The following is a 24,850-nucleotide window of genomic DNA, read 5'->3' as shown; positions in this document are numbered from 1 at the left end:
CAATTTATTGAATATCTCGAAATTGCTTTCATTAATCCGATTACTTTAAGATTAAAGTCCTGTTGATCTGGAGTCAGCTCCTCTTGTATTAATCAGTTTTTTACGGATTTCTAACTCTCTGTAAACTGAAATAGGATCGCAAGCTCCCCCGTTTTGGATTCGCGCTTCTTTCACCAAAGGACGCACATCACATTGGAATGCAGCTTGAAGACATTCCTGAGCACCTACCACGTCTCCTTCGATTTGACAGGCGGATAGTTTCTTTCTGTCTACCAATAATGCTTTGGTAAAACAGACACCTATCATCTCAAGTGCTTGCATCAAGTCTTCTATGGGATCTTTGGTATTATGGCTTGCATCAATCATCCAGGAAATACTTTCCCAAGCTTGAGCTCCATCTTCCGCTCCGGAAACTAACTCACAAAAAATCAAAAACAGCTGATAAGGTTTGATACTACCTGTTGTCAAATCATCATCTCCATACTTACTGTCATTGAAGTGAAATCCTGCCAACATATCCTGATACATCAGGGTGGCGACAATTTGTTCAATATTCGTATTAGGCAAATGATGGCCTAAATCCACTAGTACTTTGGCTCTATCACCAACTGATTTACAAAGCAAAGAGGATGTCCCCCAATCAGGAATAATGGTATGGTAAAAATTAGGTTCGTAAGGCTTGTATTCAAGTAACATTTTCCAATCACCTGGCATTTTTCCATAGATTGCCTGCAAGGATTCCTGGGTCCACTGGAGTGAATTCCGAAGACTCGATTGCCCCGGGAAATTACTACCATCTGCTAGCCAAACCGTGAGACCTTTACTACCAAGTTTCTCCCCTATTTCTATTACTTCAATATTATGAGCTACAGCCTGATCACGAATTGATTTTTTGGCATTTCCTAAAGACCCTAACTTATAAGTTTCTGCTTGACCATAATCCTGAAAAGTATTACTGTTCATAGCATCAAAACCAATTCCAAGGTCAGTTGCCAGCTCTTTGACCCCTGAAACATCAGATGGGATATCCCATGGTATATGTAAGGACACACTATCTGTTTTCTGTGTTAAAGCTTTTAACAAGCCTATATCTTCTAGCTTCTCCTCTAAAGTCCTTGGTTCTCCTCCGATTCCAAACCTTCCAAACCGTGTCCCTCCTGCTCCTAAAGCCCAACTTGGCACAGCTATTTGAAAATCTTTAATTTTTTGAATTAATGACTCAACATCATGCCCCTCTTTCGAGAGTCTGTTGGAAAGAAAATTCAATTCTTCTTGATGAGAGGAAAGTTTTGATTGATTTAATTCTTGTATTTTATCTGAAGTAAGTTTCATTTATTCTGTTGTTCTTCTGTTTTTTTATTGATCCAAAAAGGTGCCGTTCCAAACCAAAGCAACATTCCTAGTGTCATGTACAAATGGCTAGAATCCAAAGAAATGGCCGATTTGAAATACATTATTGGAGGAATGATGGTCATCGCCAAAGCAATATAGGATGCTATTTTTAAGATAGTTTTCATGCCAATTTAGCTTTAGTAGTTGGGAATTTGATTTTGGAAAAGATTACAAATAATAGGACGGCAATAAACCAACCTGGCAATCCAAGAAAATAGATATCAAGACCGTAAAAATAATTCATGAGGTAGCAACACAGTAAGGTACTTAGCCATGCTACCAAGGCTGGCCAAGTGAAATTCTTTTTATTGTTCAAAGCTTGTTCTTGCTGGAACCCGAATTTATCAGCAAAATAAAAATCAGCAAAAATCACGGCTCCCATAGGCATCAAGACTAAGCCATACAATGCCACAAAATCCAGCAACTTCATCACCAATGCGGGAAAACAGGCTGCCAAGCTGGTAATTCCACCAACGATTGCGGTGATTTTCCAGGTTTTGGTTTTTGGGAATATTCCCTGTAATGCCAATCCGGCTCTATAGATGGTGGGGTTAGCTGTAGTCCATCCAGCCACCACTACGCAGACAGCTCCTGCCACACCAGCAGCCTGATAAGCAATAGGTCCTGGGGCGAATTCCTGAGAATTGGCATTGGTTTGTAAGAAAACTGCATATAAAATCCCTGAAGCAATCCAGGCTACAAAATGGCCTATATACATCCCGGCAAATGAAAAGAAACCATATTTCCAGGATTTAGCATAACGTAAAATCGTCAAATCTGACATACCAATATGCATAGCCATGTTACAGAACCAACAGAAAAAGATGATATGCCAAACACTGAATTTAGACATACCTGCCAAAGGGACTCCAGTCCAAATTACTTCATTTGCTGCCACCCAAAATTCATCCCAACTATGGACTCCCAATTGAGGTAGGGCTGCAAATGCTGCTGAGATAAATATCAATATCATCCAAGGCGCCATGACGTTGGCGAATTTGGCAACTTGCGAATAGCCACGAATCGCTATCAAGGTAATTATAGCACCCATGATGATTACAGCCACTATCCAACCGGGGGTTTTAGGATACCAATCAGTCAGTGTAGGCATCGCTAAATCAAAGGGAATTCCTACTGCAGTTGCAGAAACTGCAATCATCGATCCCGCCAAAAAGCAAAACATCAGAGCATTGATAAGATTATATAAATTGACAACTGACTTCCCTGTGATCCTTTCCAACTGATAGTAAAGTGTCATTCTTTTAGAAGTGGCTATCGGCCCTGTTAAAAAGCCCCAGCTTAGCACAGCGAGAAGATTTCCTATCAAAAGCCCAATCATCAGATCACCTGCTGAAACTCCGTGTGCTACAAAAAGTGGCCCGATCACAAACTCGGTCCCTGCTGTATGTTCACCTGCATACATCCCCAAAAAGCTCTTACCAGATTTTAATTGATCAGAAGGAACAGGCGTCCTTTCATATTCATTGTTTTGACTAACAATCTTTTTAAATAGTTTTTGCTCTTTCATATTAACTCGTAAAAAGTTTAAATTCTTCATCCAAACTATCCTGCCCCATCCTTAAAAAAGTCAAAAAAGATGGATTAATCCTAAATTGTCGTTTCTCTTCCCTTTCTATTTTCTAAATTTATATTTGAAGTATCTCCTTTATAAAGAAGGGATAAACAAGCCTTGAAAGATGAATCAATTCATTTTTTCAAGACAGCACAGGACACCAAAAACCTTAGATTACCCCATATTCAAACCATTAAACTTGAACTATTAACATGAATACGAATACCAAAAAATTCAACCATGTCAGCTTTTTATGGGATGATAAAAAAGCTGCCGAAATGGAGGGAAATGAAGTAGACCTATTGATCTATAGATCCAATATCCTGGGAGCTGACCTGCGAATCACCAATTACGGTGGGGGAAACACCAGCTGTAAAACCTATGAAGCAGATCCTCTTTCCAAGGAAACCGTGGAAGTGATGTGGGTCAAAGGTTCCGGTGGGGACATCGGTACCCTCAAAAAGGCAGGTTTGGCCGGACTTTACGTAGACAAGCTCCGAGCTCTCAAAGGAATCTATCGGGGGATTGAATTTGAAGATGAGATGGTGGGACTTTTTAACCACTGTATCTACGACCTGGACTCCAAGGCCCCTTCCATCGACACCCCTTTGCACGCATTTTTGCCTTTCAAACATATCGATCACCTGCATCCTGATGCAGCCATTGCCATTGCCGCTTCCAAAGACGGGGAGAAGATCACTCAGGAACTCTGGAAAGGTCAGATTGCCTGGGTACCCTGGCAGCGTCCGGGCTTTGACCTGGGACTTCAGCTCAAGCAGGCTCTTGATGAGAATCCGGGAATCCGCGGTATCATGCTCGGTGGACACGGGCTCTTCACCTGGGGTGACACCTCCTTTGAATGCTATATCAACAGTCTGGAAGTAATTGAAACGGCTTCCGCTTATCTAGAAGAAAACTACGGGAAGAACAGACCGGTCTTCGGCGGAACCAAAGTAAGCTCTCTACCTGCAGAACAGCGTGCCTCTCAGGCAGCGCTACTGGCCCCTGTGCTTCGTGGTCTTGCTTCTTCAGAAAAGAAGATGGTCGGCACCTTTGCTGATACAGAAGTGGTGTTGCAGTTCATCAACTCACATGACCTGGGCAAACTCGCTCCTATGGGAACTTCCTGTCCGGATCACTTCCTGCGTACCAAAATCTCTCCGCTGGTTTTAGACATTCCTGCAGACACAGATCTTTCGGATCCGAATGCCCTGAAGGCTGATCTGGAAAAAGAATTTCAGGCTTACCGCGAGCGGTATGCCGAGTATTACGAAAAGCATAAGCATCCCAATTCTCCGGGAATGAGGGATCCTAATCCTGTCATCATCTTATGGCCGGGTGTGGGACTCTTCTCCTTTGCCAAGGACAAGCAGACTTCACGGGTGGCTTCTGAGTTTTACATCAACGCCATCAATGTCATGAGAGGTGCCGAAGCTGTTTCCTCTTACGTTTCCCTACCCTTACAGGAAGCTTTCGACATCGAATACTGGTTATTGGAAGAAGCCAAGCTTCAGCGTATGCCTAAGGAAAAGCCATTATCCAGAAGGATTGCCCTGATCACCGGAAGTGCCGGAGGAATCGGAAAAGGAATAGCAGAGAAATTCATCCAGGAAGGGGCCTGCGTCGTGGTGACCGATATCAATGCGGACAGACTTGCAGAAACCGAAGCTGAGATGATGAAAAAATATGGAAAAGACGTTTTCCTTGGGGTAACCCTGGACGTGACTGATCCAAAGAGTCTCCAAAATGCCATGCAGGCTATCTGTTTAAAATACGGGGGAATCGACATCATTGTAAACAATGCAGGTATCTCCATCTCCAAGGCTTTTGAAGATCATACCGATCAGGACTGGAACAAACTCCTTGACATTTTGGTCAAAGGGCAGTTTGAGGTTTCCCAGGCCGGGGTAAGCATCTTGAAGCAGCAGGCATTCGGAGGAGATATCCTGAACATCGTCAGTAAAAACGCCTTGGTGGCTGGACCTAAGAACGTTGCTTACGGAACGGCAAAAGCAGCTCAGCTGCACATGTCCAGACTCATGGCTGCCGAACTGGGACCTGAAAAAATCCGTGTCAACGTGGTCAACCCCGATGCGGTAATCGAAAACTCAAACATCTGGGAAGGTGGATGGGCAGAAAACAGAGCCAAAGCCTATGGCATCGAAGTCAAAGAACTCCCTGCTTACTATGCCAACAGAACCCTGCTCAAAGAATCCGTGAAAACTTCGGATATCGCAGACGCTGCCTTTGCCTTCGTATCCGGAATGCTCGATAAAACAACTGGAAATATGCTCAATGTGGATGGTGGGCTAGCGCCTGCTTTCCCGAGATAACAATAGGAATGAAATTCCAACCAAACCCAAAATACCATGCTTGTGGACAAATCGGAAAGAATCCATACGGATTCAAGAACCCCTAAGTATTTGCAAGTAGTGAATTTGATCCTCGATGAAATAGAAAAAGGAAAACTAAAAATCGGGGATCGAATTCCTTCTATCAATGAAACCAGTTTTGATTTTCTGCTATCAAGAGACACGGTAGAGAAAGCATATAACGAACTGAAAGACAGAGGAATCATTAGTTCCGTAAGGGGCAAAGGGTTTTATGTCACCTCCACCAATGTGGAGAACAAAGTCAAAGTCTTATTGCTTTTCAACAAGCTCAGTTCTTATAAGAAAATCATTTATTACACCATCATTGAGACCCTAGGTGAACATGCTACAGTAGACATGCATGTACATCACTACAATGTGGATCTACTGGAAGATCTTATTCATCAAAATGTAGGGAAATACAATTACTATGTGATTGCCCCACATTTCTTTGATAAAGAAACCCACCCTATCAGTGGGTATGAACTATTAAAAAAGATCCCAAAAGACAAACTCTTGATCATGGACAGAGCCATAAAAGGTCATGAAAATGAATTCCCAGGAGTATTCCAGGATTTTGCAAAGGATATTTTTGCTGCATTAGAGACAGGATTAAGTCATTTGAGGAAGTACAAAAAAATGATTCTTGTCTTCCCAAAAGGAGATATGTACCCTTTGGAAATTGTGGATGGGTTTAAACGATTCTGCTTCTTCCATGACTTCGAAAACATGATTTTGGATGGTATTGATGATGCGCCAATAAGTGATGGGGATTTGTTTCTAGTCCTTGCTGAGTCTGACTTAGTAAACATCATCAAAAAGGCGAGAGAGCAAATGCTAACTCTAGGTCAGGATGTGGGATTAATCTCCTACAATGAAACCCCTCTGAAGGAAATTCTTGATAAAGGAATTTCAACAATTTCTACAGATTTCATTCATATGGGAAAATCGATCGGACGTCAAATCATGGGAGAGGAAGATAAAATCCCAATCAAAAACCCCTTCCGCTTAATCGTAAGAAAATCACTTTAAATCCTACTTGCTTCATGCAAGGCCCAGAAAATCTATGAGCAAAATTCCAGTTACAGCTATTTTTGATATTGGGAAAACGAATAAAAAGTTTTTCCTCTTTGACAGTAAACTCGAAGAAGTTTATCAAACTTACCACAGGCTGGAACCAGGAGAGGATGAAGACGGATTTAAATCAGAGCCTATCGATGAGCTAAAAGAATGGATGGTTAAAACCTTTCTCGAGGCACAGAAAATGGAGAAGTTTGATATCCAACGCATCAACTTTACGAGTTATGGGGCTACTCTGGTACACACCGATGAAAATGGTGATCCCGTAACTCCACTCTATGATTACCTCAAGCCATTTCCTGAAGCATTGCTGGATAAATTCTACGAGGAACAAGGTGGGAAAATGGATTTTTGCACCAAAACTGCCTCTCCACCATTAGCGATGCTCAACTCTGGTTTACAGCTTTATTACATCCAAAATGAAAAGCCGGATTTATTTAAAAAAATCAAGCATACTTTCCATTTACCTCAGTACTTGAGTTCAATTTTCACAGGAAAATTCGTTTCAGATTTCACCAGTATTGGATGCCATACAGGTCTTTGGAATTTTCATGAGCAAAAATATCATAAATGGATTGATGAAAATAATTTACAAGACCTCTTACTTCCAGCGATCCCAAGTTCTACCATCTTCCAGACAAAACCTGAGTTTGGCAGTATCCCCTCTGGAATAGGAGTCCATGATTCTTCATCTGCGCTCCTTCCTTATTTAAAAAAGGAAAACGAACCTTTTATGCTCCTATCTACAGGAACATGGTCCATTTGCATAAACCCTTTCAATAAAACTCAGTTAACTAAATCAGAGCTTTTGAAAGATTGCCTTCAGTTTATTGGTATCACTGGAGACCCAATCAAAATAAGTAGACTCTTTATCGGAGAGGAACATAAATACCAAGTGGGAAAAATGTATGATTTCTTCAACAAACCCTTAGGGACTTATAAGAAATTAAAGTTTGATGAGGCCAGGTTCGAAAAAATCAAATCTTCTCCTCAAAAAATCAAGTTCCATTATTTAAGTCCTGAGAATTACGGATTAACTCAAGCAGAAGAGATGGACTTTAATCAATTTGAAGATTTTGAAGATGCCTATTATACATTTATTCATGAGCTCACAGAATTGCAGATAGCTGCCATAAATCTCGTTTGGTCTGGCACCTCAGTAAAAAGAATGTTTATTGATGGTGGCTTCAATGCCAATGAAATATTTGTGGGAATGCTTAGAAAAAAATTGCCTGGATTAAATATTCTTACCAGTGATTTTGCTTTGGGAACAGCACTTGGTGCTGCTTTGCTTGTTCAACCTGATTTCAAACCACCAGCCATTTAATTCTTCGGCGGTTGTCGTATTTCGTGTAAATTCACCATAGCATTGAAAAATGCACAATGAATTAATTTTAAAATTTCATGAAAGTTGCCCTTTTTATCCCTTGCTACATAGATCAGTTTTACCCTCATGTGGGTCAAGCAACCCTTGAGCTTTTGGAGAAGCTTAACTGCAACGTGAGCTATCCAATGAATCAAACTTGCTGCGGCCAACCTATGGCAAATTCAGGCTATGAGCGAGACACTGAGGGCACCACCAGACAATTTATTGAGACTTTTAAAGACTTCGACTATATAGTAGCTCCTTCTGGCAGCTGCGTCCTTCACGTAAAAGAGCATCAACCTTGTTTAAAAGAAGGAGGAAAAGAACAAGCCGAAGTGCAGGCAAAAACCTACGAATTGAGTGAATTTATTACCGATATCCTGAAGGTGGACACCATTCAGGGAAGCTTTCCTCATAAAATTGGTTTTCACTCCTCATGCCATGGTCAAAGAGGCCTTAGGCTAAGTTCCTCTTCTGAACTTAACGAAGCCCCATTCAACAAAGCCAAAGCATTATTTGCAGGAATTAAGGGTTTGGAATGGGTTGAACTTGCCAGAAAAGATGAGTGCTGTGGATTCGGAGGAACCTTTGCCGTTTCTGAAGAAGCGCTCTCTGTGCAAATGGGAAAAGATCGTCTTTCGGACCATCTAGAACATCAAGTAGAAATTATTTGTGGCGGTGATGTTTCCTGTCTTATGCACCTTCAAGGAATCGCCCAAAGAAATAATAATCAGGTCAAATTTATGCATTTGGCAGAAATCCTAAACCAAGCCATTTCATGAGTCATCCAAGTCAGGCAGCGAAATTTCTCAAAGATGAAAAACGTGCCCATTGGCATGATGAGACTCTCTGGTTTGTAAGGGAGAAAAGAGATATTTCCAGTAAAAAAATCCCGGAATGGGAAGAGCTTAGAAAAATCGCCTCAGGAATTAAAGACCATGTTCTTTCTAATCTGGACAATTATTTAGCTGAACTCGAAAAGAAAGCTACTGAAAATGGAATTCATGTTCATTGGGCAAAGGACGCTGAAGAGCATAATAAGATTGTCCTAGAAATCCTAAAGAAGCAGAAATGCAAAGCCATTGTAAAGAGTAAGTCAATTCTGACAGAAGAATGTCACTTAAACCCTTTTTTGGAGAAAAATGGAGTCGAGGTAGTTGATACCGACTTGGGTGAGCGGATAGTTCAATTTATGAAACAACCTCCTAGTCATATTGTCCTTCCTGCGATTCATTTGAAAAAAGGAGATATTTCAGAGCTTTTTCATAAAAAACTAAAGACCCAAAAAGGAAACGAAGATCCAGAATATTTGACCCATGCAGCTCGAGAGCACTTAAGGAATAAATTTCTCGGAGCCAAAGTAGCCATCACGGGAGTGAATTTTGCCATTCCTGAAACTGGTGAGTTTGTGGTCTGTACCAATGAAGGAAATGCAGATATGGGAGTGCATCTCGCGGATGTTCATATTGCCTGTATGGGAATAGAAAAGATCATTCCTAGAAGAGCCGACCTGGGAGTTTTCCTAAGACTTTTGGCTCGATCTGCCACCGGACAATCCATCACCAATTACAACTCACATTTCAGGAGTCCGGCTCCTGGCAAAGAGTTGCACTTGATTTTGGTAGACAATGGAAGAACCAATCAACTTGCTCGAGATAAATTCAAGAATTCTCTTAAATGTATCCGTTGCGGGGCATGCATGAATACCTGCCCTATCTATCGTCGAAGCGGGGGATATAGCTATGGAAGTACTGTTCCCGGTCCTATCGGATCTATTCTTTCGCCAGGAATCGACGTGAAAAAATATAGCACATTACCTTTTGCCTCTACACTATGTGGTAGCTGCTCAGATGTTTGCCCTGTAAAGATCAATATCCACGAGCAACTCTACGAATGGAGACAGGAAATCACCAAGGCTCAGGGGATCACTGGAAAGGGTTTATCGATGCAGCTGGCCAATGGAATATTTAAAAGTCCTTTGGCATATAAAATTTCAGGCAAGATGCTTCGGGCAACACTAAAGACTCTCCCAAATAGCATCATTTATAATCCGCTAAATGCATGGGGTAAAGGACGCGATTTGCCAGCAACACCAAAACAGTCATTTAAGGAGTGGTATCAAAAAAATAGATCATGAGTAGTAGAGAATCCATTCTATCTAAAATTAAAGCGCTTGGACAGGAAGTAAAACCTTTGCCTGAAGTCCCTGTTTTTGATTCTGAAGGTGACCCTGTAACCGTTTTTGGAACTTCACTTCAGAATAACAAAGGGTCTTTAATTTTCAAGGAAGAGCTTTGGGATATGGTGAATTCCGGAGCATTCCCAAAAGTTTATTCAGGCTCGAAACTCCTTCCAGATTTAAAATCTGTCGACCTTCCTGAGGATCCTCATGATTTGGAAGACTTGGATCTTGCAATCATCGACGGGCAACTTGGAGTAGCCGAAAATGCGGCGATCTGGCTGGACGATGAAAATTTAGGTTTGCGAGCAGTACCTTTCATCACCCAACACCTGGTGATTATTTTAGAAAAATCCCAAATCCTTAACAACATGCATGAAGCTTATGAAAAAATAGGCTTACAACATTCCGGTTTTGGGGTATTTATCGCTGGGCCTTCCAAAACCGCTGATATAGAACAATCCCTCGTTATAGGCGCACATGGTGCAAAAAGCTTAAAGGTAGTTCTCGTTTAACCTCAAACAGATTCAACGATGGTTCGAAAGGTCAGATTTATTCTGGGCTGATGAATCTTTTTCGTGGGTGGAAGTCTATGCAACCAATTGCTTTGGGTCTCATCTTTCATCACTAGCAGGCTCCCTTGCTCTAAAATCATTTCTACTTTTTCCTTGCTTACCTTATGTTTAAAAGCAAATTTCCTTTCCGCCCCTAAACTCAGGGATGCTATAGCCCCATTCCTTTTTAAATCTTTCTCCCCATCACTATGCCATGCCATTCCTTCACTGCCATTATGGTATAGGTTTAGCAGGCAGGAATTAAAAGTCTCACCTGTCTTTTCTTCGATTTTCGATTTCAATTCCTGCAATTCTGGAGTCCAAGGCAAAGCAGTTTTCGTGTGATTTGAATAAGTGTATTCAAAAGCTGACTGTGCATACCAAGCCACTTTCCTCTTGGTGATTATCTTCTTCCCAAAAATTATGGCCTCATCATTCCTCCACTCGATAGAATCCATCAAAACAGAAAAATAAGAGTTTGCTTCCTTTAGACTCAATAATTTGCCATAATAATTAACCGTCCCATCTAACGGAAGAAGGTTTTTCTTAGGATCAAATTCTAAATCAAACAAACTCATTTAAGCCACTTACTATTTTTGGAATTTTAGCTTTGAGAATGCAGGGCAATTCGATTGCCTTCAGAGTCCAAAAACACACCCATATACCCTATATCAGGTGCGATCATCCTTTTTGGAATTTGAATCTTTCCTCCAGCCTCTTCGATTTTTCCAAGCTCAATGTCGCAATCCGCTGAAGAAAAATAAATCAATGGCCCAGCGAGATCACTGATTTTGTAAAACTCTTTGTGATAGACCAAGCTGCCACCAGCCCCTTTTCCGGTTTCATCCCAAGGAAACCAAGCCATTTGAAAATCACCCATTACTTGCTTATTCAGCTTACAGTCAAACACTTTTTCATAAAATGCAATCGCTCGGTCCATATCTTCCACAGGGATTTCAAACCAGCCTACAGTTACTGTTTTCATAATTTATATGTTTAGGTTAATTCATTTAAACTCTGGTTAATTTGATAGGATATGTTTTCCCGGCATTCCATTGACACACATAAATATTTTCATCCTGATCAATACAGACATCATGGCAATGCTTAAATATGGGTTGATCTTGAACCATCAATTGTAATTTCCCATCTCGATATTCTGGAGCCGTGCCTCCAGGATTTGAAACCACCTTATTATTCTTGTCCAAAATGGTCACAAAACCTGAATCTGGAGTTTGTTCCAAGTATCTTAATCTTGACCAGCAAACACCGGCATAAAGGTTATCGCCATGGATTACAGGTCGGCAAACAAATGCACCCGGTAAAAAAATCGTCTCTATATATTCACCATCCAGTGTAAACCTTTTAAAGGAATTATGGCCTCTAGAGGTACAAAGCAAGGTTGGTTTACCATTTCTATAGTCAACTGTGATTCCATGAGCTGTGCTAAACTGCCCATCTTCCGAACCGGGACCACCGAACTTCCTTTTGAAATTACCATCCTTATCATACTGCAAAAAATATTGCGACCCATAGCCATCTGCTACATATAAATCTCCATTGGGTCCGATGGTCGTTTCTGTAGGCACAAAGGACATTTTCTCAGTATAAATACCTTCTGAAACAGGGGACTTTATTTCTGTCACAACTTTCCCATCAAGGGTTGTTTTAATCACTCTTCCTCCGTTATCAGAAACCCATAAATACTCCGCATCACCTTCATCCACCAAGGTCAGTCCGTGAGCTCTGTCGAGGTTTAAAGTCCAAGTATCTAGTAGTTTTCCAGATTGATCATAAATAATGGCATTGTTCTTTGCTTCGTCTGTAATCATAATCATACGACCCTTTCGATCCATGATCATTTCATGACAATTGACTACCGGAACTTTTGAAGGATCCAGCATCCCCCACTCTTTATCGACTTTGTACTGAAAGTCTCCGTGACCAATTATTACATCTGTGTTAAATCCAAAAGAAAATGTAGGTTTTAAACTCATTGCTAGACCCGCGAGGGAAGTTTGTTTGACAAAGTCTCTGCGACTTGTTTTCATAAAATTTGGGATATTGATTTGATATACATTATTCTGGTAATTAAACCGAACAATCTTCGTAATTTACGAGAAACAAAACATTAAACCCAGATGAAAAAACAGTTTCAACTCCTGTTCTTTGCAATTTTCACGTTTTTGTGTACCTCAACCGCATTTTCTCAGGAGATCGCTTTACAGCTTTACTCCCTTCGAAATGAAATGAAAGAAGATCCTGTCAAGTACCATCAGCTCATTTCAGAATGGGGAATTTCTAACCTTGAAGGAGGGGGAAATTACGGTATGACAGATACTGAATATCAAAAACTTTTGGCTGATAACGATCTGAAATTTATAGGTGTAGGTGCTGATTACAACCAATTAACCAAGACTATCCAACCCATCGTCGATCAGGCTAAAAAGTATGGGGCAAAATACGTGACTTGCTATTGGATTCCACATGAGGATGGCCCAATTTCATTAGATGAAATCAAGGTGGCCACAGCCTTGTTTAATCAGGTAGGAAAAGATTTTCAAGCGGAAGGACTTCAATTTTTATATCACCCTCATGGTTATGAATTTTCACCCAACCCAGAAGGAAAAGGAACTATCATGGACTACATGTTGAAAAACGCAGAAAATTTCGCTTTCAACATGGATGTTTTTTGGGTAAAAATGGGCGGAGGAGATCCATTGAAAATCATGAAAAAATATAAGGGGAAATTCCCCATGCTCCATTTAAAGGATAGATTGATTGGAACTCCCAACTCAAACGATGGTCATGGAGATGTTGAGACCAATGTAGTACTTGGCACTGGTGATGTGGACATTGCAGGTTTGATAAAACAAGCCAAAAAGCAAAACACGGAATACTTGACTATTGAGGATGAGAGTTCTAGATCCGTAGAACAAATTCCTTTAAGCGTCGCATTCATCAAAAAAGAATTATTAAAATAAATTTCTATATCAAAACAAACACGAATGAACAAAAAACACATTTACCTGACTTTGGCACTAGGTGTCTTCTTGGCTTTTACTTCACAGTCTTTCGCCCAATTACAATCTCCCGCACCTAGCCCAGCAGCCTTCGTATCTCAGGTAGTTGGTTTCACTAAAATCAGTATAGACTACTCATCCCCTGCGGTAAAAGGAAGAAAAGTATTTGGAGAACTAGAAAAATACGGAGTTACCTGGAGAGCAGGTGCCAATGGCCCAACAATGATAGAGTTTAGCACGCCAGTAAGTGTAGGTGGTAAAACCCTTGGCGCAGGAAAATACTCTCTCTTCATTACACCAATGGAAAGTGGTGATTGGACTATTCACCTCAATGGAAAAGGAAACGCTGTCTTTGCTTATATGAAAGATGGTGGAATTGACGAAGAGGCTATGATGAAAGATGATGCTGTAGCGATCAAAGTATCTCCTATTCCAGCACCAGAGACTTTTGAAAGGTTAGCTTATTTCATTTCTGCGGAGGATAATAAAGTTGCTTCTGTCACATTTATGTGGGCAGACGTCATGTTGACTTTTTATGTAGACACTCAAGTGGATCAAAAAATAGAAAGTTTCAAAGGAATGTTCTAACCAGAACAAAACTGATAATTTTAATGCGCAGGTTTTACTTGCGCATTTTTTTTGTAAAATCCTCAAACCTGATTGTACAGGATAGAAAATTTTCAAAAAACCTATAACTAGTTTCTCAAATTTTCCATTTAACCACAGAATATTTCCGAAGACTACAATAATCTTGTTAAACCCTGCATTTCTCCTTAAACTTAGGATAGATGTGAATACCCAATCATGAAAAGAACAAAATCACTATTCCAATTACTTGTTGTCGTAGTTGGACTTTTAGCATTTAGTTGCACGCCTGACAAAAAGTTAGAGGTTAAAAAAAACAGTACGATCGCCATGGTTGGCAATAACCTAGGGTCCCGAATGATGAATTTCGGATACTTTGAAACGGAAATTTACAAGAGGTTTCCGGATCAAGAGCTTTTCATCAGAAACATGAGTGATCCTGGTGACACTCCGGGATTCAGACCTAGATCCGCTACCAATGACCCTTGGGCTTTTCCCGGAGCAGAGGAATTTCAAGAAGAATACGCAACACCTTCTGGTAGCATAGGTTTTTTTGAAAAGCCTGATGAGTGGTTAAATAGATTGAATGCAGATATCATTATTGGATTTTTTGGAAGTCCCGAAAGTTTTCAGGGAGAAGCAGGAATTGAAAATTACAAAGCGGAATTGGATGCATTTATCCGACACACCCTCTCACAAAATTACCATGACACTCTTCCTCCACAATTAGCGATAGTGTCTCCAATTGCATTTGAGGATCTTTCTGATCAATTGGATGTTCCAAATGGAGAGCAAGAAAACAAGAATTTATTAAGCTATACTGAAGCTATGGAAGAGGTTACTTCCAAATATGAGAATGTTATTTTCATTGATGCTTTCGGGCCTAGCGAGAAATGGTATGCGATGGAAAATGAGCCATTAACCATTGATGGATCTCAGTTAAATGACAAAGGTTATCAAATGTTTTCTGAGTTTTTAGCTGATGAACTTTTTGGAGGGCAGTCAAAGGCAACTCAACATGAAGAGCTGATCCATGAAGCTGTCATGGAAAAAAACTGGATCTGGCACAACGATTATAAAATACCCAATGGGGTCCATGTTTTTGGAAGAAGGTATGATCCATTTGGACCAGACAACTACCCATTTGAATTGGAAAAAATTCGTCAAATGACTGCTATCCGTGATACTGCTATTTGGATGGCCACGAAAGGAGAAAAGAAAGATTTAGCAGCTGCTGATGCATTGACCAGAACTTTGCCAGAAGTAAAAACGAATTACAACCCTGATGCAAATGGAGATTTGGAATATAAATATGGAGAGGATGCTCTTGAAACCATCACAGTTCCTGAGGGTTATAAAATTGAGCTTTTTGCCTCTGAAGAAGAATTCCCAGAGCTAGCCAATCCAGTACAAATGTCTTTTGACAATAAAGGACGTCTTTGGGTGGCGGTGATGCCTAGTTATCCTCATTACAAGCCAGGAGATTCTAAACCCAATGATAAACTTATCATTTTAGAAGATACTGATAACGATGGCAAGGCTGATAAAGAAACGGTCTTTGCTGATGGACTTTCTATCCCTGTTGGATTTGAAATCGCTACGGAGGGAGTTTACGTTTCTCAAGCTCCCAATTTGGTGTTATTGAAAGATACTGACGGTGACGGGAAAGCTGATAGCAAAGAAATCCTATTAAGTGGTTTTGATGATCATGATACGCATCATGCCATTTCTGCTTTTACTACGGATGAAAGTGGAGCTATTCATATGGCAGAGGGCGTGTTCCTTCACTCTAATATCGAAACCTCCTATGGCCCTGTCAGAGCGACTAACGGTGGTTTTTACAGATATGAGCCCAAGAGACATAAATTGGAAAGAGTAAATCAAGTGAGCATCCCAAATCCTTGGGGAATCGCTTTTGATGAATGGGGACAGAACTTCTACGCAGAGACTTCCGGCCCTAACGTCAACTGGATGCTTCCTGGCTCAGTGTATCCTAGGTATGGAAATGCCAATTATAAAGGCCCAAATTTGATTGAGCAGGAACATATGGTTCGGCCTACATCTGGTTTGGAGTTTATTTATAGCCGACATTTTCCTGAAGAAGCTCAGGGAGATTTGATCATTAATAATACCATTGGATTCTTGGGAACCAAACAGCATAAAGTCAAAGAAGACACGGTTGGTTTTACTACTAATTGGTCACAAGACTTAATCACCTCTACAGACGGGAATTTCCGACCTGTAGACATGGAGATCGCACCAGATGGATCTCTCTATGTGGTCGATTGGCACAACATCCTGATCGGTCACATGCAACATAATGCTAGAGACCCATTCAGAGATCATGTACATGGCAGAATTTATAGAGTCACTTATCCTTCGCGCCCATTATTGGAACCAGCAAAAATTGATGGCGCAAGCATACCTGAATTATTAGAAAACCTTAAACTTCCAGAATATAGAACCAGATATCGTACCCGAAGAGAACTTCGAGGCAGAGATGCGGATGAAGTGTATCAGGCAGTAGAAAAATGGATCGCTGAATTGGATCCTTCAGATCCTCGCTATGAGCACCATCGATTAGAAGGTCTTTGGGTGACCTGGGGCATCAATAAAGTAAACCAGGATCTCTTGAAGCAGCTTTTACAATCGGAAGATTACCGTGTCAGGGCAGCTTCTGTCAGGGTTTTGAGGTATACAGGACATCAGGTAGCTGATCAGTCAGACTTGCTAATGGCCGCTGTAAAAGACCCTAATGGAAGAGTGAGAATGGAAGCCATAGCAGCAGCTTCCTGGCTACCAAAAGAAGTGGGCGTTCCAATTTTGGCGGAAGCCGAAAAACAGGAAAAAGACCAAACTTGGATTCCTCGAACTTTGGAAACTGCCATTGCACATATCAACGGCCTTTCTGTCGCTGAGAAAAAAGAAGAAGATATAAAATCCTCATTGACTGGATCGGATAGAGAACTATTTGTTTTAGGCAAAGAGATTTATGCAAGAGAAGGATTCTGCTCTACCTGTCATCAGGAAAATGGTCGAGGACTGGCTGCATCTGGCTTCCCTCCTTTAGCAGGCACACCTTGGGTGACAGGAAATGAAGAGCGCTTGATTAAGATTGCCTTAAAAGGCTTGTTAGGTCCGATTACAGTATTGGGTAAGGACTACCCAGGTCAAGTTCCTATGACTCCATTCGAAGGTATGCTGGATGATTCTGAAGTGGCTGCAGTGTTGACATTTGTAAGAAATTCATTTGGTAATCAGGCTTCAGCAATTTCTCCTGATTTAGTCAAAAAAGTCAGAGAAGAGATTAAAGATCATGAAGGATTCTATAAGCCTGCAGATCTGCTTGAAATGCATCCAATGGAAAAATAGTGGTCAGTGGTCAGTTGTCAGTTGTCACATTTCAGACTTCTGAATTATGACTTCAGACTTCAGAATGATTACTTCAAATTTCAGCCCTTTCAAAAAGAAGAGAAGGCAACAGAGTTATCTCTACAAAAAATCAAGATTCATCAATTCTTTGTGCATGGTACATAGTACTTTGTACAATAATCAAATGACACCATGAACCCAATCAAACCCGTATTTTTACTGCTTTTTGTAAGTTTTTCTTTGAGTAGTTATGCCCAAGAAATGACTGTCAAATTCGAAAAACAGTTCATTGCTTTTGAAAGCACGGAATCGGTAGGAGTATTTGATGTAGATAATGATGGGGTTTTGGATTTGGTTTCGGGTAGTTTTTGGTACAAAGGCCCAGAATTTGTCGATCGCTCTTTGATTGGCCAAGTCAAACGTTTTGGGGAATATTATGAGGATTTTTCGACCATTCCCATGGATGTGAATGAGGATGGAAAGATGGATTTTGTGACCGGAGGATGGTTTGAGGGAACCTTGATCTGGAAGGAAAATCCGGGAGATGGATCAGAATGGAAAACTCATGAAATTGCCAAAACAGGGAATATAGAAACAACACGAGGTTGGGATATAGATGGCGATGGGGTTTTGGAAATCTTTCCAAATACTCCAAGAAAAGCCTTGGCATATTATAAAAAAACCGGCCCTGATCAGTTCCAAAAATACCCTGTTGTCGATATGCATGGCCATGGTCTGGGATTGGGGGATATCAATGGAGATGGGCGCAAAGATCTGGTGATTTCCAACGGCTGGCTGGAAGCTCCAAACGATCTAAAAACCGGGAAATGGGTTTTACATGAGGATTTTGACTTAGGTGATGCCAGTATTCCGATGATTGTTGCGGATGTCAATACTGATGGATTACCTGATATCATTGTTGGGAAGGCACATGCTTTTGGTTTGTTTTGGATGGAGCAGAAGAAATCGGGAAGTGAAATCAGTTTTGTCAAGCATCAAATCGATCCTTTTCAATCCCAATACCATACCATGGAATGGGTAGATATCGATAATGATGGACAAAATGAGTTGGTCACTGGCAAGCGCCATCGGGCTCATAATGGTAAAGACCCGGGGGGCAAAGACTATGTGGGGCTTTATTATTTCAAATGGAATGGAGAATCTTTCTCCAAAAACGTGATCAGCTACGGACCTGCAGGAGAAGGAAAGGGAACCGGCTTATATTTTTCAGTAGAAGATTTGAATGGCGATGGATGGAAGGATATCGCTGTTGCTGGTAAAGATGGGCTGGTGGTTTTCCATAATTTGGGAAACAAAAAATAATCAGGTATTACATTTTTAGAATTTTTTAATTTGGTTTCGTAAGATCTATTACCCTTGTGGACAAATGCGATATAATCGCTCGCAAATAGCTGTTATATTTAATAAAAAAAATTCCAATCGAAACACAGGCTATGGACCAGGATTTAGATAATTTATTGACAGCTAAAAATGCGCAGATCAAGAAGCTTCAAGAGATAGTAAAGAAAGCAATTGAAGATCAGAATTTGATCACCAATAACCTGTTAAACCCTCCCAAAGAACTACTGACCAAGGGGCAAAGTATTTCTGACAAGGTTGCCAAATTCGGCGGCAGCTGGGCATTCATCATTACTTTCTTAATAATCCTGGTTGTTTGGATACTTTTCAATACGTTGACTCCGGTAAAGGACAACTTTGATCCATACCCTTTTATCCTGATGAACCTCATACTTTCCTGCATTGCGGCTTTGCAGGCACCTGTGATCATGATGAGTCAGAATAGGCAAGAAGAAAAAGACAGGAAACGTGGAGAGAATGATTACCTCATTAATCTGAAAGCTGAATTGGAAATCAATGCCTTAAACCAAAAAATAGACTTGATCCTTGGGGAACAAATCCAGTCCTTATTCGAAAGTCAAGCAGCCCAATTAGAAATTTTAAAAAGGATTGAACAGAAATTATGATAAAATCAATTTTCACAGATTTTAGAACATTACTCATTGTAGGAATAATATTCGTCGCCACGATTATTATTGCCTTTACTTTCAAGCATTTGTCTGAAAAATATATCAAGAAGCTTGTTCTAACAAAGCATATCGACCCCACAAGCTACGTTTTTGCCAAAAAAGTCATCACAGCAATTATTTATATCATCGGGATTTCCTTCGCGCTTGTGCAGATCCCTGAAATGAAAATTGTGGGCCATTCTTTATTGGCTGGTGCAGGTATTTTATCACTTGTCGCTGGTTTAGCATCTCAACAGGCACTGAGCAATATTATGAGTGGTTTTCTAATTGTCATGTTCAAGCCTTTCAAAATCAATGATCGAATCACTTTTAATCAAACTTATACCGGAATTGTGGAAGAAATCAATCTGAGGCAGGTAGTTCTCAGAGACTTCGAAAACAACCGGGTTATAGTACCCAACTCAGTAATAAGCACTCAGGTAATTGTGAATGCAAACTTGACCGAAACGAAGGTTTGCAAAATGATAGAGATTGGAGTCGGCTATGATTCAGATTTAGGGAAAGCCCTTAAAATAATGGAAGAAGAAATTATCAAGCACCCACTTCATTTGGACAACAGAACTGCAGAAGACATTCAAAATAACGTGCCTGAAGTCACTTCCAGAGTGGTGGCCCTTGGTAATTCATCTGTCACATTAAAGGCTTGGGCATATTCTGACACTGCCTCAAATGGATTTGTAATGTATTGCGATTTACTGCGATCCATTAAAGAAAGATTTGATGAAGAAGGAATAGAAATCCCCTATAGCTATCAAAATGTTATCATCAAGAATCCTGAGCAAAACAATAAATAATCAAGCTTCCCTTTTACTTTTAAATCAAGAGAATTGATTTGTAATTAAGATGTTTGGGCAGTTCTAGAATAGAATCCGAACGAATTTTTTAATTTGGTTTCGAAACAACTTTTACCCTTGTGGATAAATGCGATATAAACGCTATAGGCAGTTGGTAATGGGGTTTATACAAGTGTTGCTCACAATTTATATGGAAGAACCAAAAATCATTTATAAATACAAAGATTTTACTGCAGATCATAGTCGGAAAATATTGTTTGAAAATGAATTGTTTTTATCAAGTTCAACAAGTTTTAATGATCCATTTGATTGCAGGATTCCACCTTGCCTAAAACTTTTAGAAACAAAAGAAAGAGCCTTTGAATATGCAGAAAGAATATTATCTAGGCAAAAACTAAAAATTTTATTAGATGGAGAAGATTTTGAAAAAGTTTCGGAAAACTTCAAAAAATCTATGTGGAAAAATCCTGAAATTCTTCAAAAAAATATAAGCGAAATCAGTATTGATACACAAAGTAAAATTTTAGGAATACTTTGTTTAACTAAAAAATGGAATGATATATTAATGTGGAGTCATTATGGACAAAATCACCAAGGAATTTGTTATGGGTTTGATTTAGAAGCTTTAACTAATTCAAAAAATTTTTATTACGGTGGTTTTGTTACTTACACAAATACATATCCATTGATAGATCCGATAAAGGCAATTCTTCCAGAAACTTATGAACTCCAAACCCACTATAAAGCAAAAAATTGGGAATACGAAGACGAATATAGATTAGTAAAGATATATGATCAAGATGTAGAACCTTCTTCTGACCAAAGAAAATTTAAAATTCCTGATTCCTTTTTTAAGGAGATAATTATTGGTGCAGAATTTCCAAGGAATGAAATCCAAGGAATAATTGATATTGCTAAAGCAAAAAAAATTGCACTTTTTAAGGCTATCAAAGTAGATTGGAAATTTGAATTAGAAAGAGAAAGAATTATATAATAACTGTGGGCAACAGCGGTTCATCTCAAATTACGGGTTTTACAAATAAGAACTAAATTTAATTCCCTATAAACTAAATCGTTAGCCGATAAGTTCACATCCTTACTCCCGCAACTTTCGAAAACCGCAAACCATTAGCCCAATTTAAATAATCTCAAAAATGGATTTCATCCAATGTTCAGCACTTTCAGAATCCGAAAAACTTGAGGTTTTTGATCTATGGAACAATGAATATCCTGAAAAGCTGGCCCATAAGTCAATTACAGATTTTGAGAATTACCTCAATCAACTGAAGGAGCAAAATCATCTACTTTTAATTAATTCAGAAGGCAAGATCAAAGGTTGGTACTTTGATTTTTTGAGAGACAACGAAAAATGGTTTGCTATAATTTTAGATTCAAAGCTTCAAGGAAAAGGAATAGGAACTAGCATACTTGAGCTTGCAAAACAAAGAGAATCTGAATTAAATGGTTGGGTTATCGACCATAACCATGACAAAAAGAAAAACAGTGAGTTTTATAAATCACCATTGAAATTTTATACAAAAAATGGGTTTAAAATTTTGTCAGACTCCAGATTTGAATCAAGGGGGATTTCTGCACTAAAGGTTAAGTGGGAAAATAAATCAAAACATTAATGCATTTCAGAAGAGAATTTTCACCACCCCACAGAAATCAGTGGCGAAAAAGCTTATCAATGGTATATGCAATACATACTCACCAACTAAAAAAGTAAGGAAAAGGAAAAACATTCAGGATTTTAGCTTTTGCTTATTTCAAGCCTTACTTTGTTTAGAAGAAATTCTTTCCCCATTAATATCATGTCTTCAACTGCCTCCTTTCCCGGGTTTTTAATAATCATCTCAGGTATTTTTTTTCTTAGCTTTCAATCTTTTGCCCAAGATAGACCTCCAAACATCATCTTGATCATGGCAGACGATTTGGGAGTAGAAACCATTGGTTCGTATGGAGGCACATCCTATCAAACTCCTTTTATTGATGCTATGGCAGCTCAAGGAGCAAAGTTTGAAAACGCTTTTGCGCAACCACTTTGCACCCCTTCGAGAGTACAGATCATGACAGGGCAGTACAATGTCAGAAACTATACGGTTTTCGGTCAACTCGACCGCAGCCAAACCACGTTTGCCAAATTGCTAAAAGACGCTGGATATAAAACAGCTATTGCGGGGAAATGGCAACTTGGAAAAGAGAGCGATTCACCTCAGCATTTTGGTTTTGAGGAATCCTGCTTATGGCAACATATGCTGGGTGCAACGGATAAGAATGGAAATGACACCCGCTATTCCAACCCGGTTCTGGAAATCAATGGTGTCCCAAAACATTTTGACGGAGGTCAATTCTCTACCGATATTACCAGTGATTTTTTGATTGATTTTATGGAGAAAAATAAGGATCAACCATTTTTCGCCTATTACCCCATGATCATAACCCATTGCCCCTTTGTGCCCACGCCAGATTCAAAAGATTGGGACCCTTCCAGCCCAGGTTCGCCAACTTACAAAGGGGACCCTCAATATTTTGGTGATATGGTGGCCTACATGGATAAGACTGTCGGGAAAATTATTGCCAAAGTAGAAGAGATGGGATTAAGTGAGGAAACGATTATTATTTTCACAGGAGACAATGGCACGGATCAACCCATTGTTTCTAGCTATAGAGGGAAAGATTATCCCGGAGGAAAAAAGTTTACCACGGAAAATGGAATTCACGTTCCTTTGGTGGTGAAGTGGAAGGGGAAAATTGACTCTGGTATACAAAATGAAGATTTAATAGATTTTAGTGATTTTCTCCCTACACTTCTGGATTTGGCAGGAATAAAAGCAGTTCATGGTATCCCATTAGATGGGGTGAGTTTTATGCCACAACTAATGGGTAAAGAAGGAAATCCTAGAAATTGGATATACAGTTGGTATTCAAGAAATGGAGATCTGGAAAGCCTGCAGGAGTTTGTTTGGAACAAAGAATACAAGCTCTACAAAACTGGAGAGTTTTTTAATATTCAGGATGACTGGCTTGAAGAAGACCCGCTAGATTTAAAAGGTTTAGATAGGCAAGGAAAAAAGGCTTTTAAAACCCTTACCAAAGCATTATCCAAATTTGAGGGGATTCGGTAAGAAACTTTGGGATTGCCCATCTTCGCAAGAGCAATCAGCAGCGAATCTTTCAAATCAATCCCTTAGCTTTTATTTCCATGTATTTATTGATGGTTTGCATGCTCAGGTCCTGCGGTGCGCAGAGGATGGTCTGTATCCCATGTCTGTTCAGCTCCTTTGCTATAAGCTTTTTGTCATAAACAAACTTCGCTGCGATGGTTTTTTCGGCAATTTCTGACAGGGTACTCGCTGGTTCATTAGAAAAATTAACCAGTAGGTGATTTTCAAAAATCACTGCCAAAACCAAATGGTGTTTGGACAGTGCCTTGAGAAAGGGCAATTGCCGCTTCATCGCTCCTGCATGTTCAAAATTAGTGTAAATAATTAGCAAGCTTTTTTGGCCCAGCTTTTTCCTTGCCCAGCTATAGAGCTTCCCGAAATCTGACTCAGGATATCCTGTCTTCACATTATAAAGTAACTCCATCACAGACATCAGCTGAGCAGGCCTACGATTGGCTTCACAGGTAGGCCCTATTTGATTTGAAAAAGTAGCCAACCCAGCTTTATCCCCATTTTTCAGTGCTATGTTAGTAAATGCCAAACTACTGTTGATCGCATAATCCAACAAGCTAAGTCCTGCAAAGGGCATTTTCATCACTCTTCCTAGATCAATGATAGAATAAACCGGCTGGGATTTTTCCTCCTGAAAGTGATTGGTCATCAACTTACCTGATTTAGCAGCGGCTTTCCAATTGAGGTTCCGAATATCATCTCCGGAAACATAGGGTTTGATTTGTTCAAACTCCCTACTCTGTCCAAACTTCCGAAGTTTTTTGAGTCCATGCTCTCGCTTCAATGCATTAAAAGCAAAAAACTCATATTTCCTCATTTGCAAAAAGGAAGGGTACACCTTCACCACTTGGCTTTTATCAAAACTATAGCGTTTGGCAACCAGCCCCAGTGGCCCATAGGCAAAAACATGAAGGCTACCGAATTGATATTCCCCTCTCATTTTGGGACTTAGCAAATAAGAACTCTCCTGAACTTCATCTGAAGCTAAACTTGTATAATACCCAAAGTCCCTTTTTTGAAACTGCTCAGGTAATTCGTCCAGCACAAAAAGTCGAACTGAAAACCGGTAGTCATTCCTCAAAGAAACACCTACCTCATTTTCATCACTGTTGGAAAATTTCTCAGGAAGTTTTCTCTCTCCAGAAATACCATACCTTTTCCCAAAAATCAATAGAAAATCCACAGCAAAAAGTACCAGCAGCATGGACATAAAAAAGAGGGCAATGGGATATAAAACCCAAAACCAATAAGACAGGAAAAACAAAATCCCAATGGCAACCAACCCGAGATAGAGTCTTTTCCCCAAAAACAACTGTTTAAAGAATGTAAACAA

Annotated in this window: 22 protein-coding genes; 15 read left to right on the top strand and 7 right to left on the bottom strand. The window is 39.9% G+C overall.

Features of this window, described 5'->3' with window-relative positions; translation table 11 throughout:
- Nucleotides 1-51 precede the first annotated feature (51 nt).
- The 3 genes from ALPR1_RS05660 to ALPR1_RS05650 are packed head-to-tail and all read right to left on the bottom strand — an operon-like array spanning nt 52 to nt 2,920.
- A complete protein-coding gene (locus tag ALPR1_RS05660; protein ID WP_008199087.1) occupies nt 52-1,332 on the bottom strand; it encodes a TIM barrel protein in 1,281 nt (426 codons plus the stop codon).
- Nucleotides 1,329-1,517 carry a hypothetical protein gene (locus ALPR1_RS05655; RefSeq protein ID WP_008199086.1) on the bottom strand — a complete coding sequence of 63 codons (189 nt, stop codon included), beginning with the start codon at nt 1,515-1,517 and terminating at the stop codon, nt 1,329-1,331. Before ALPR1_RS05655 ends, ALPR1_RS05660 begins: the two co-directional genes overlap by 4 nt.
- Nucleotides 1,514-2,920 carry a purine-cytosine permease family protein gene (locus ALPR1_RS05650; protein WP_008199083.1) on the bottom strand — a complete coding sequence of 469 codons (1,407 nt, stop codon included), beginning with the start codon at nt 2,918-2,920 and terminating at the stop codon, nt 1,514-1,516. The genes ALPR1_RS05655 and ALPR1_RS05650 overlap by 4 nt, the downstream gene beginning before the upstream one ends.
- Nucleotides 2,921-3,177: 257 nt before the next feature.
- Here ALPR1_RS05650 and ALPR1_RS05645 point away from each other — a divergent pair, with 257 nt between their 5' ends.
- The 6 genes from ALPR1_RS05645 (at nt 3,178) to ALPR1_RS05620 (ending at nt 10,477) form a co-directional block, all read left to right on the top strand.
- Nucleotides 3,178-5,298, top strand: coding sequence for a bifunctional rhamnulose-1-phosphate aldolase/short-chain dehydrogenase (locus ALPR1_RS05645; protein WP_008199080.1), 2,121 nt, complete (start codon nt 3,178-3,180; stop codon nt 5,296-5,298).
- A 36-nt stretch (nt 5,299-5,334) separates the two neighbouring features.
- On the top strand, nt 5,335-6,369 hold the full coding sequence (locus ALPR1_RS05640; RefSeq protein ID WP_008199079.1) for a GntR family transcriptional regulator: 1,035 nt from the start codon (nt 5,335-5,337) through the stop codon (nt 6,367-6,369).
- Between the two features lie 34 nt (nt 6,370-6,403).
- The gene (locus ALPR1_RS05635; protein WP_008199078.1) at nt 6,404-7,744 is read left to right on the top strand and encodes an FGGY-family carbohydrate kinase; all 1,341 of its coding nucleotides are present in this window, start codon (nt 6,404-6,406) and stop codon (nt 7,742-7,744) included.
- 77 nt (nt 7,745-7,821) lie between these two features.
- On the top strand, nt 7,822-8,565 hold the full coding sequence (locus tag ALPR1_RS05630) for a (Fe-S)-binding protein (protein ID WP_008199077.1): 744 nt from the start codon (nt 7,822-7,824) through the stop codon (nt 8,563-8,565).
- Entirely contained in the window at nt 8,562-9,920 is a 1,359-nt protein-coding gene (locus ALPR1_RS05625; protein WP_008199076.1) for a lactate utilization protein B, read from the top strand. Before ALPR1_RS05630 ends, ALPR1_RS05625 begins: the two co-directional genes overlap by 4 nt.
- The gene (locus tag ALPR1_RS05620) at nt 9,917-10,477 is read left to right on the top strand and encodes a LutC/YkgG family protein (RefSeq protein WP_008199075.1); all 561 of its coding nucleotides are present in this window, start codon (nt 9,917-9,919) and stop codon (nt 10,475-10,477) included. The genes ALPR1_RS05625 and ALPR1_RS05620 overlap by 4 nt, the downstream gene beginning before the upstream one ends.
- Nucleotides 10,478-10,479: 2 nt before the next feature.
- Here the strand turns inward: ALPR1_RS05620 and ALPR1_RS05615 are convergent, their stop codons facing one another.
- From ALPR1_RS05615 to ALPR1_RS05605, 3 genes are read right to left on the bottom strand one after another with little or no spacing between them, the layout of a single operon-like run.
- Nucleotides 10,480-11,094 (bottom strand): alpha-ketoglutarate-dependent dioxygenase AlkB family protein, encoded by a 615-nt coding sequence (locus ALPR1_RS05615; RefSeq protein ID WP_008199074.1) that lies wholly within the window; start codon nt 11,092-11,094, stop codon nt 10,480-10,482.
- A gap of 26 nt (nt 11,095-11,120) precedes the next feature.
- Nucleotides 11,121-11,501, bottom strand: coding sequence for a VOC family protein (locus ALPR1_RS05610; protein WP_008199072.1), 381 nt, complete (start codon nt 11,499-11,501; stop codon nt 11,121-11,123).
- A gap of 25 nt (nt 11,502-11,526) precedes the next feature.
- The gene (locus ALPR1_RS05605) at nt 11,527-12,567 is read right to left on the bottom strand and encodes a 6-bladed beta-propeller (protein ID WP_008199070.1); all 1,041 of its coding nucleotides are present in this window, start codon (nt 12,565-12,567) and stop codon (nt 11,527-11,529) included.
- A gap of 90 nt (nt 12,568-12,657) precedes the next feature.
- Here ALPR1_RS05605 and ALPR1_RS05600 point away from each other — a divergent pair, with 90 nt between their 5' ends.
- The 9 genes from ALPR1_RS05600 to ALPR1_RS05560 all read left to right on the top strand — a co-directional run bounded on the left by ALPR1_RS05600 (nt 12,658) and on the right by ALPR1_RS05560 (nt 23,466).
- On the top strand, nt 12,658-13,500 hold the full coding sequence (locus tag ALPR1_RS05600; RefSeq protein WP_008199069.1) for a sugar phosphate isomerase/epimerase family protein: 843 nt from the start codon (nt 12,658-12,660) through the stop codon (nt 13,498-13,500).
- Between the two features lie 24 nt (nt 13,501-13,524).
- Nucleotides 13,525-14,127, top strand: coding sequence for a DUF2911 domain-containing protein (locus ALPR1_RS05595; RefSeq protein WP_008199068.1), 603 nt, complete (start codon nt 13,525-13,527; stop codon nt 14,125-14,127).
- A gap of 216 nt (nt 14,128-14,343) precedes the next feature.
- The gene (locus ALPR1_RS05590) at nt 14,344-17,496 is read left to right on the top strand and encodes a PVC-type heme-binding CxxCH protein (RefSeq protein ID WP_008199066.1); all 3,153 of its coding nucleotides are present in this window, start codon (nt 14,344-14,346) and stop codon (nt 17,494-17,496) included.
- Between the two features lie 192 nt (nt 17,497-17,688).
- Nucleotides 17,689-18,819, top strand: a complete 1,131-nt coding sequence (locus tag ALPR1_RS05585) for an FG-GAP repeat domain-containing protein (protein ID WP_008199063.1) — start codon at nt 17,689-17,691, stop codon at nt 18,817-18,819.
- Nucleotides 18,820-18,950: 131 nt separating this feature from the next.
- Entirely contained in the window at nt 18,951-19,481 is a 531-nt protein-coding gene (locus ALPR1_RS05580; protein ID WP_008199061.1) for a DUF1003 domain-containing protein, read from the top strand.
- Nucleotides 19,478-20,338 carry a mechanosensitive ion channel family protein gene (locus ALPR1_RS05575; RefSeq protein WP_008199059.1) on the top strand — a complete coding sequence of 287 codons (861 nt, stop codon included), beginning with the start codon at nt 19,478-19,480 and terminating at the stop codon, nt 20,336-20,338. The genes ALPR1_RS05580 and ALPR1_RS05575 overlap by 4 nt, the downstream gene beginning before the upstream one ends.
- A gap of 190 nt (nt 20,339-20,528) precedes the next feature.
- A complete protein-coding gene (locus ALPR1_RS05570; protein ID WP_008199058.1) occupies nt 20,529-21,332 on the top strand; it encodes a DUF2971 domain-containing protein in 804 nt (267 codons plus the stop codon).
- A 160-nt stretch (nt 21,333-21,492) separates the two neighbouring features.
- Nucleotides 21,493-21,969 carry a GNAT family N-acetyltransferase gene (locus tag ALPR1_RS05565; RefSeq protein WP_008199057.1) on the top strand — a complete coding sequence of 159 codons (477 nt, stop codon included), beginning with the start codon at nt 21,493-21,495 and terminating at the stop codon, nt 21,967-21,969.
- 183 nt (nt 21,970-22,152) lie between these two features.
- A complete protein-coding gene (locus tag ALPR1_RS05560) occupies nt 22,153-23,466 on the top strand; it encodes a sulfatase-like hydrolase/transferase (RefSeq protein WP_008199056.1) in 1,314 nt (437 codons plus the stop codon).
- Between the two features lie 49 nt (nt 23,467-23,515).
- On the opposite strand, the gene ALPR1_RS05555 is transcribed toward ALPR1_RS05560, so the two are convergent.
- Complete coding sequence (locus ALPR1_RS05555) at nt 23,516-24,850, bottom strand: DUF58 domain-containing protein (protein ID WP_040302586.1); 1,335 nt, start codon at nt 24,848-24,850, stop codon at nt 23,516-23,518.

The organism is Algoriphagus machipongonensis, from assembly GCF_000166275.1.
Lineage (GTDB): Bacteria > Bacteroidota > Bacteroidia > Cytophagales > Cyclobacteriaceae > Algoriphagus > Algoriphagus machipongonensis.
The sequence above is the reverse complement of the archived record's forward strand: the minus strand, read 5'-3'. Positions and strand labels throughout refer to the sequence as shown.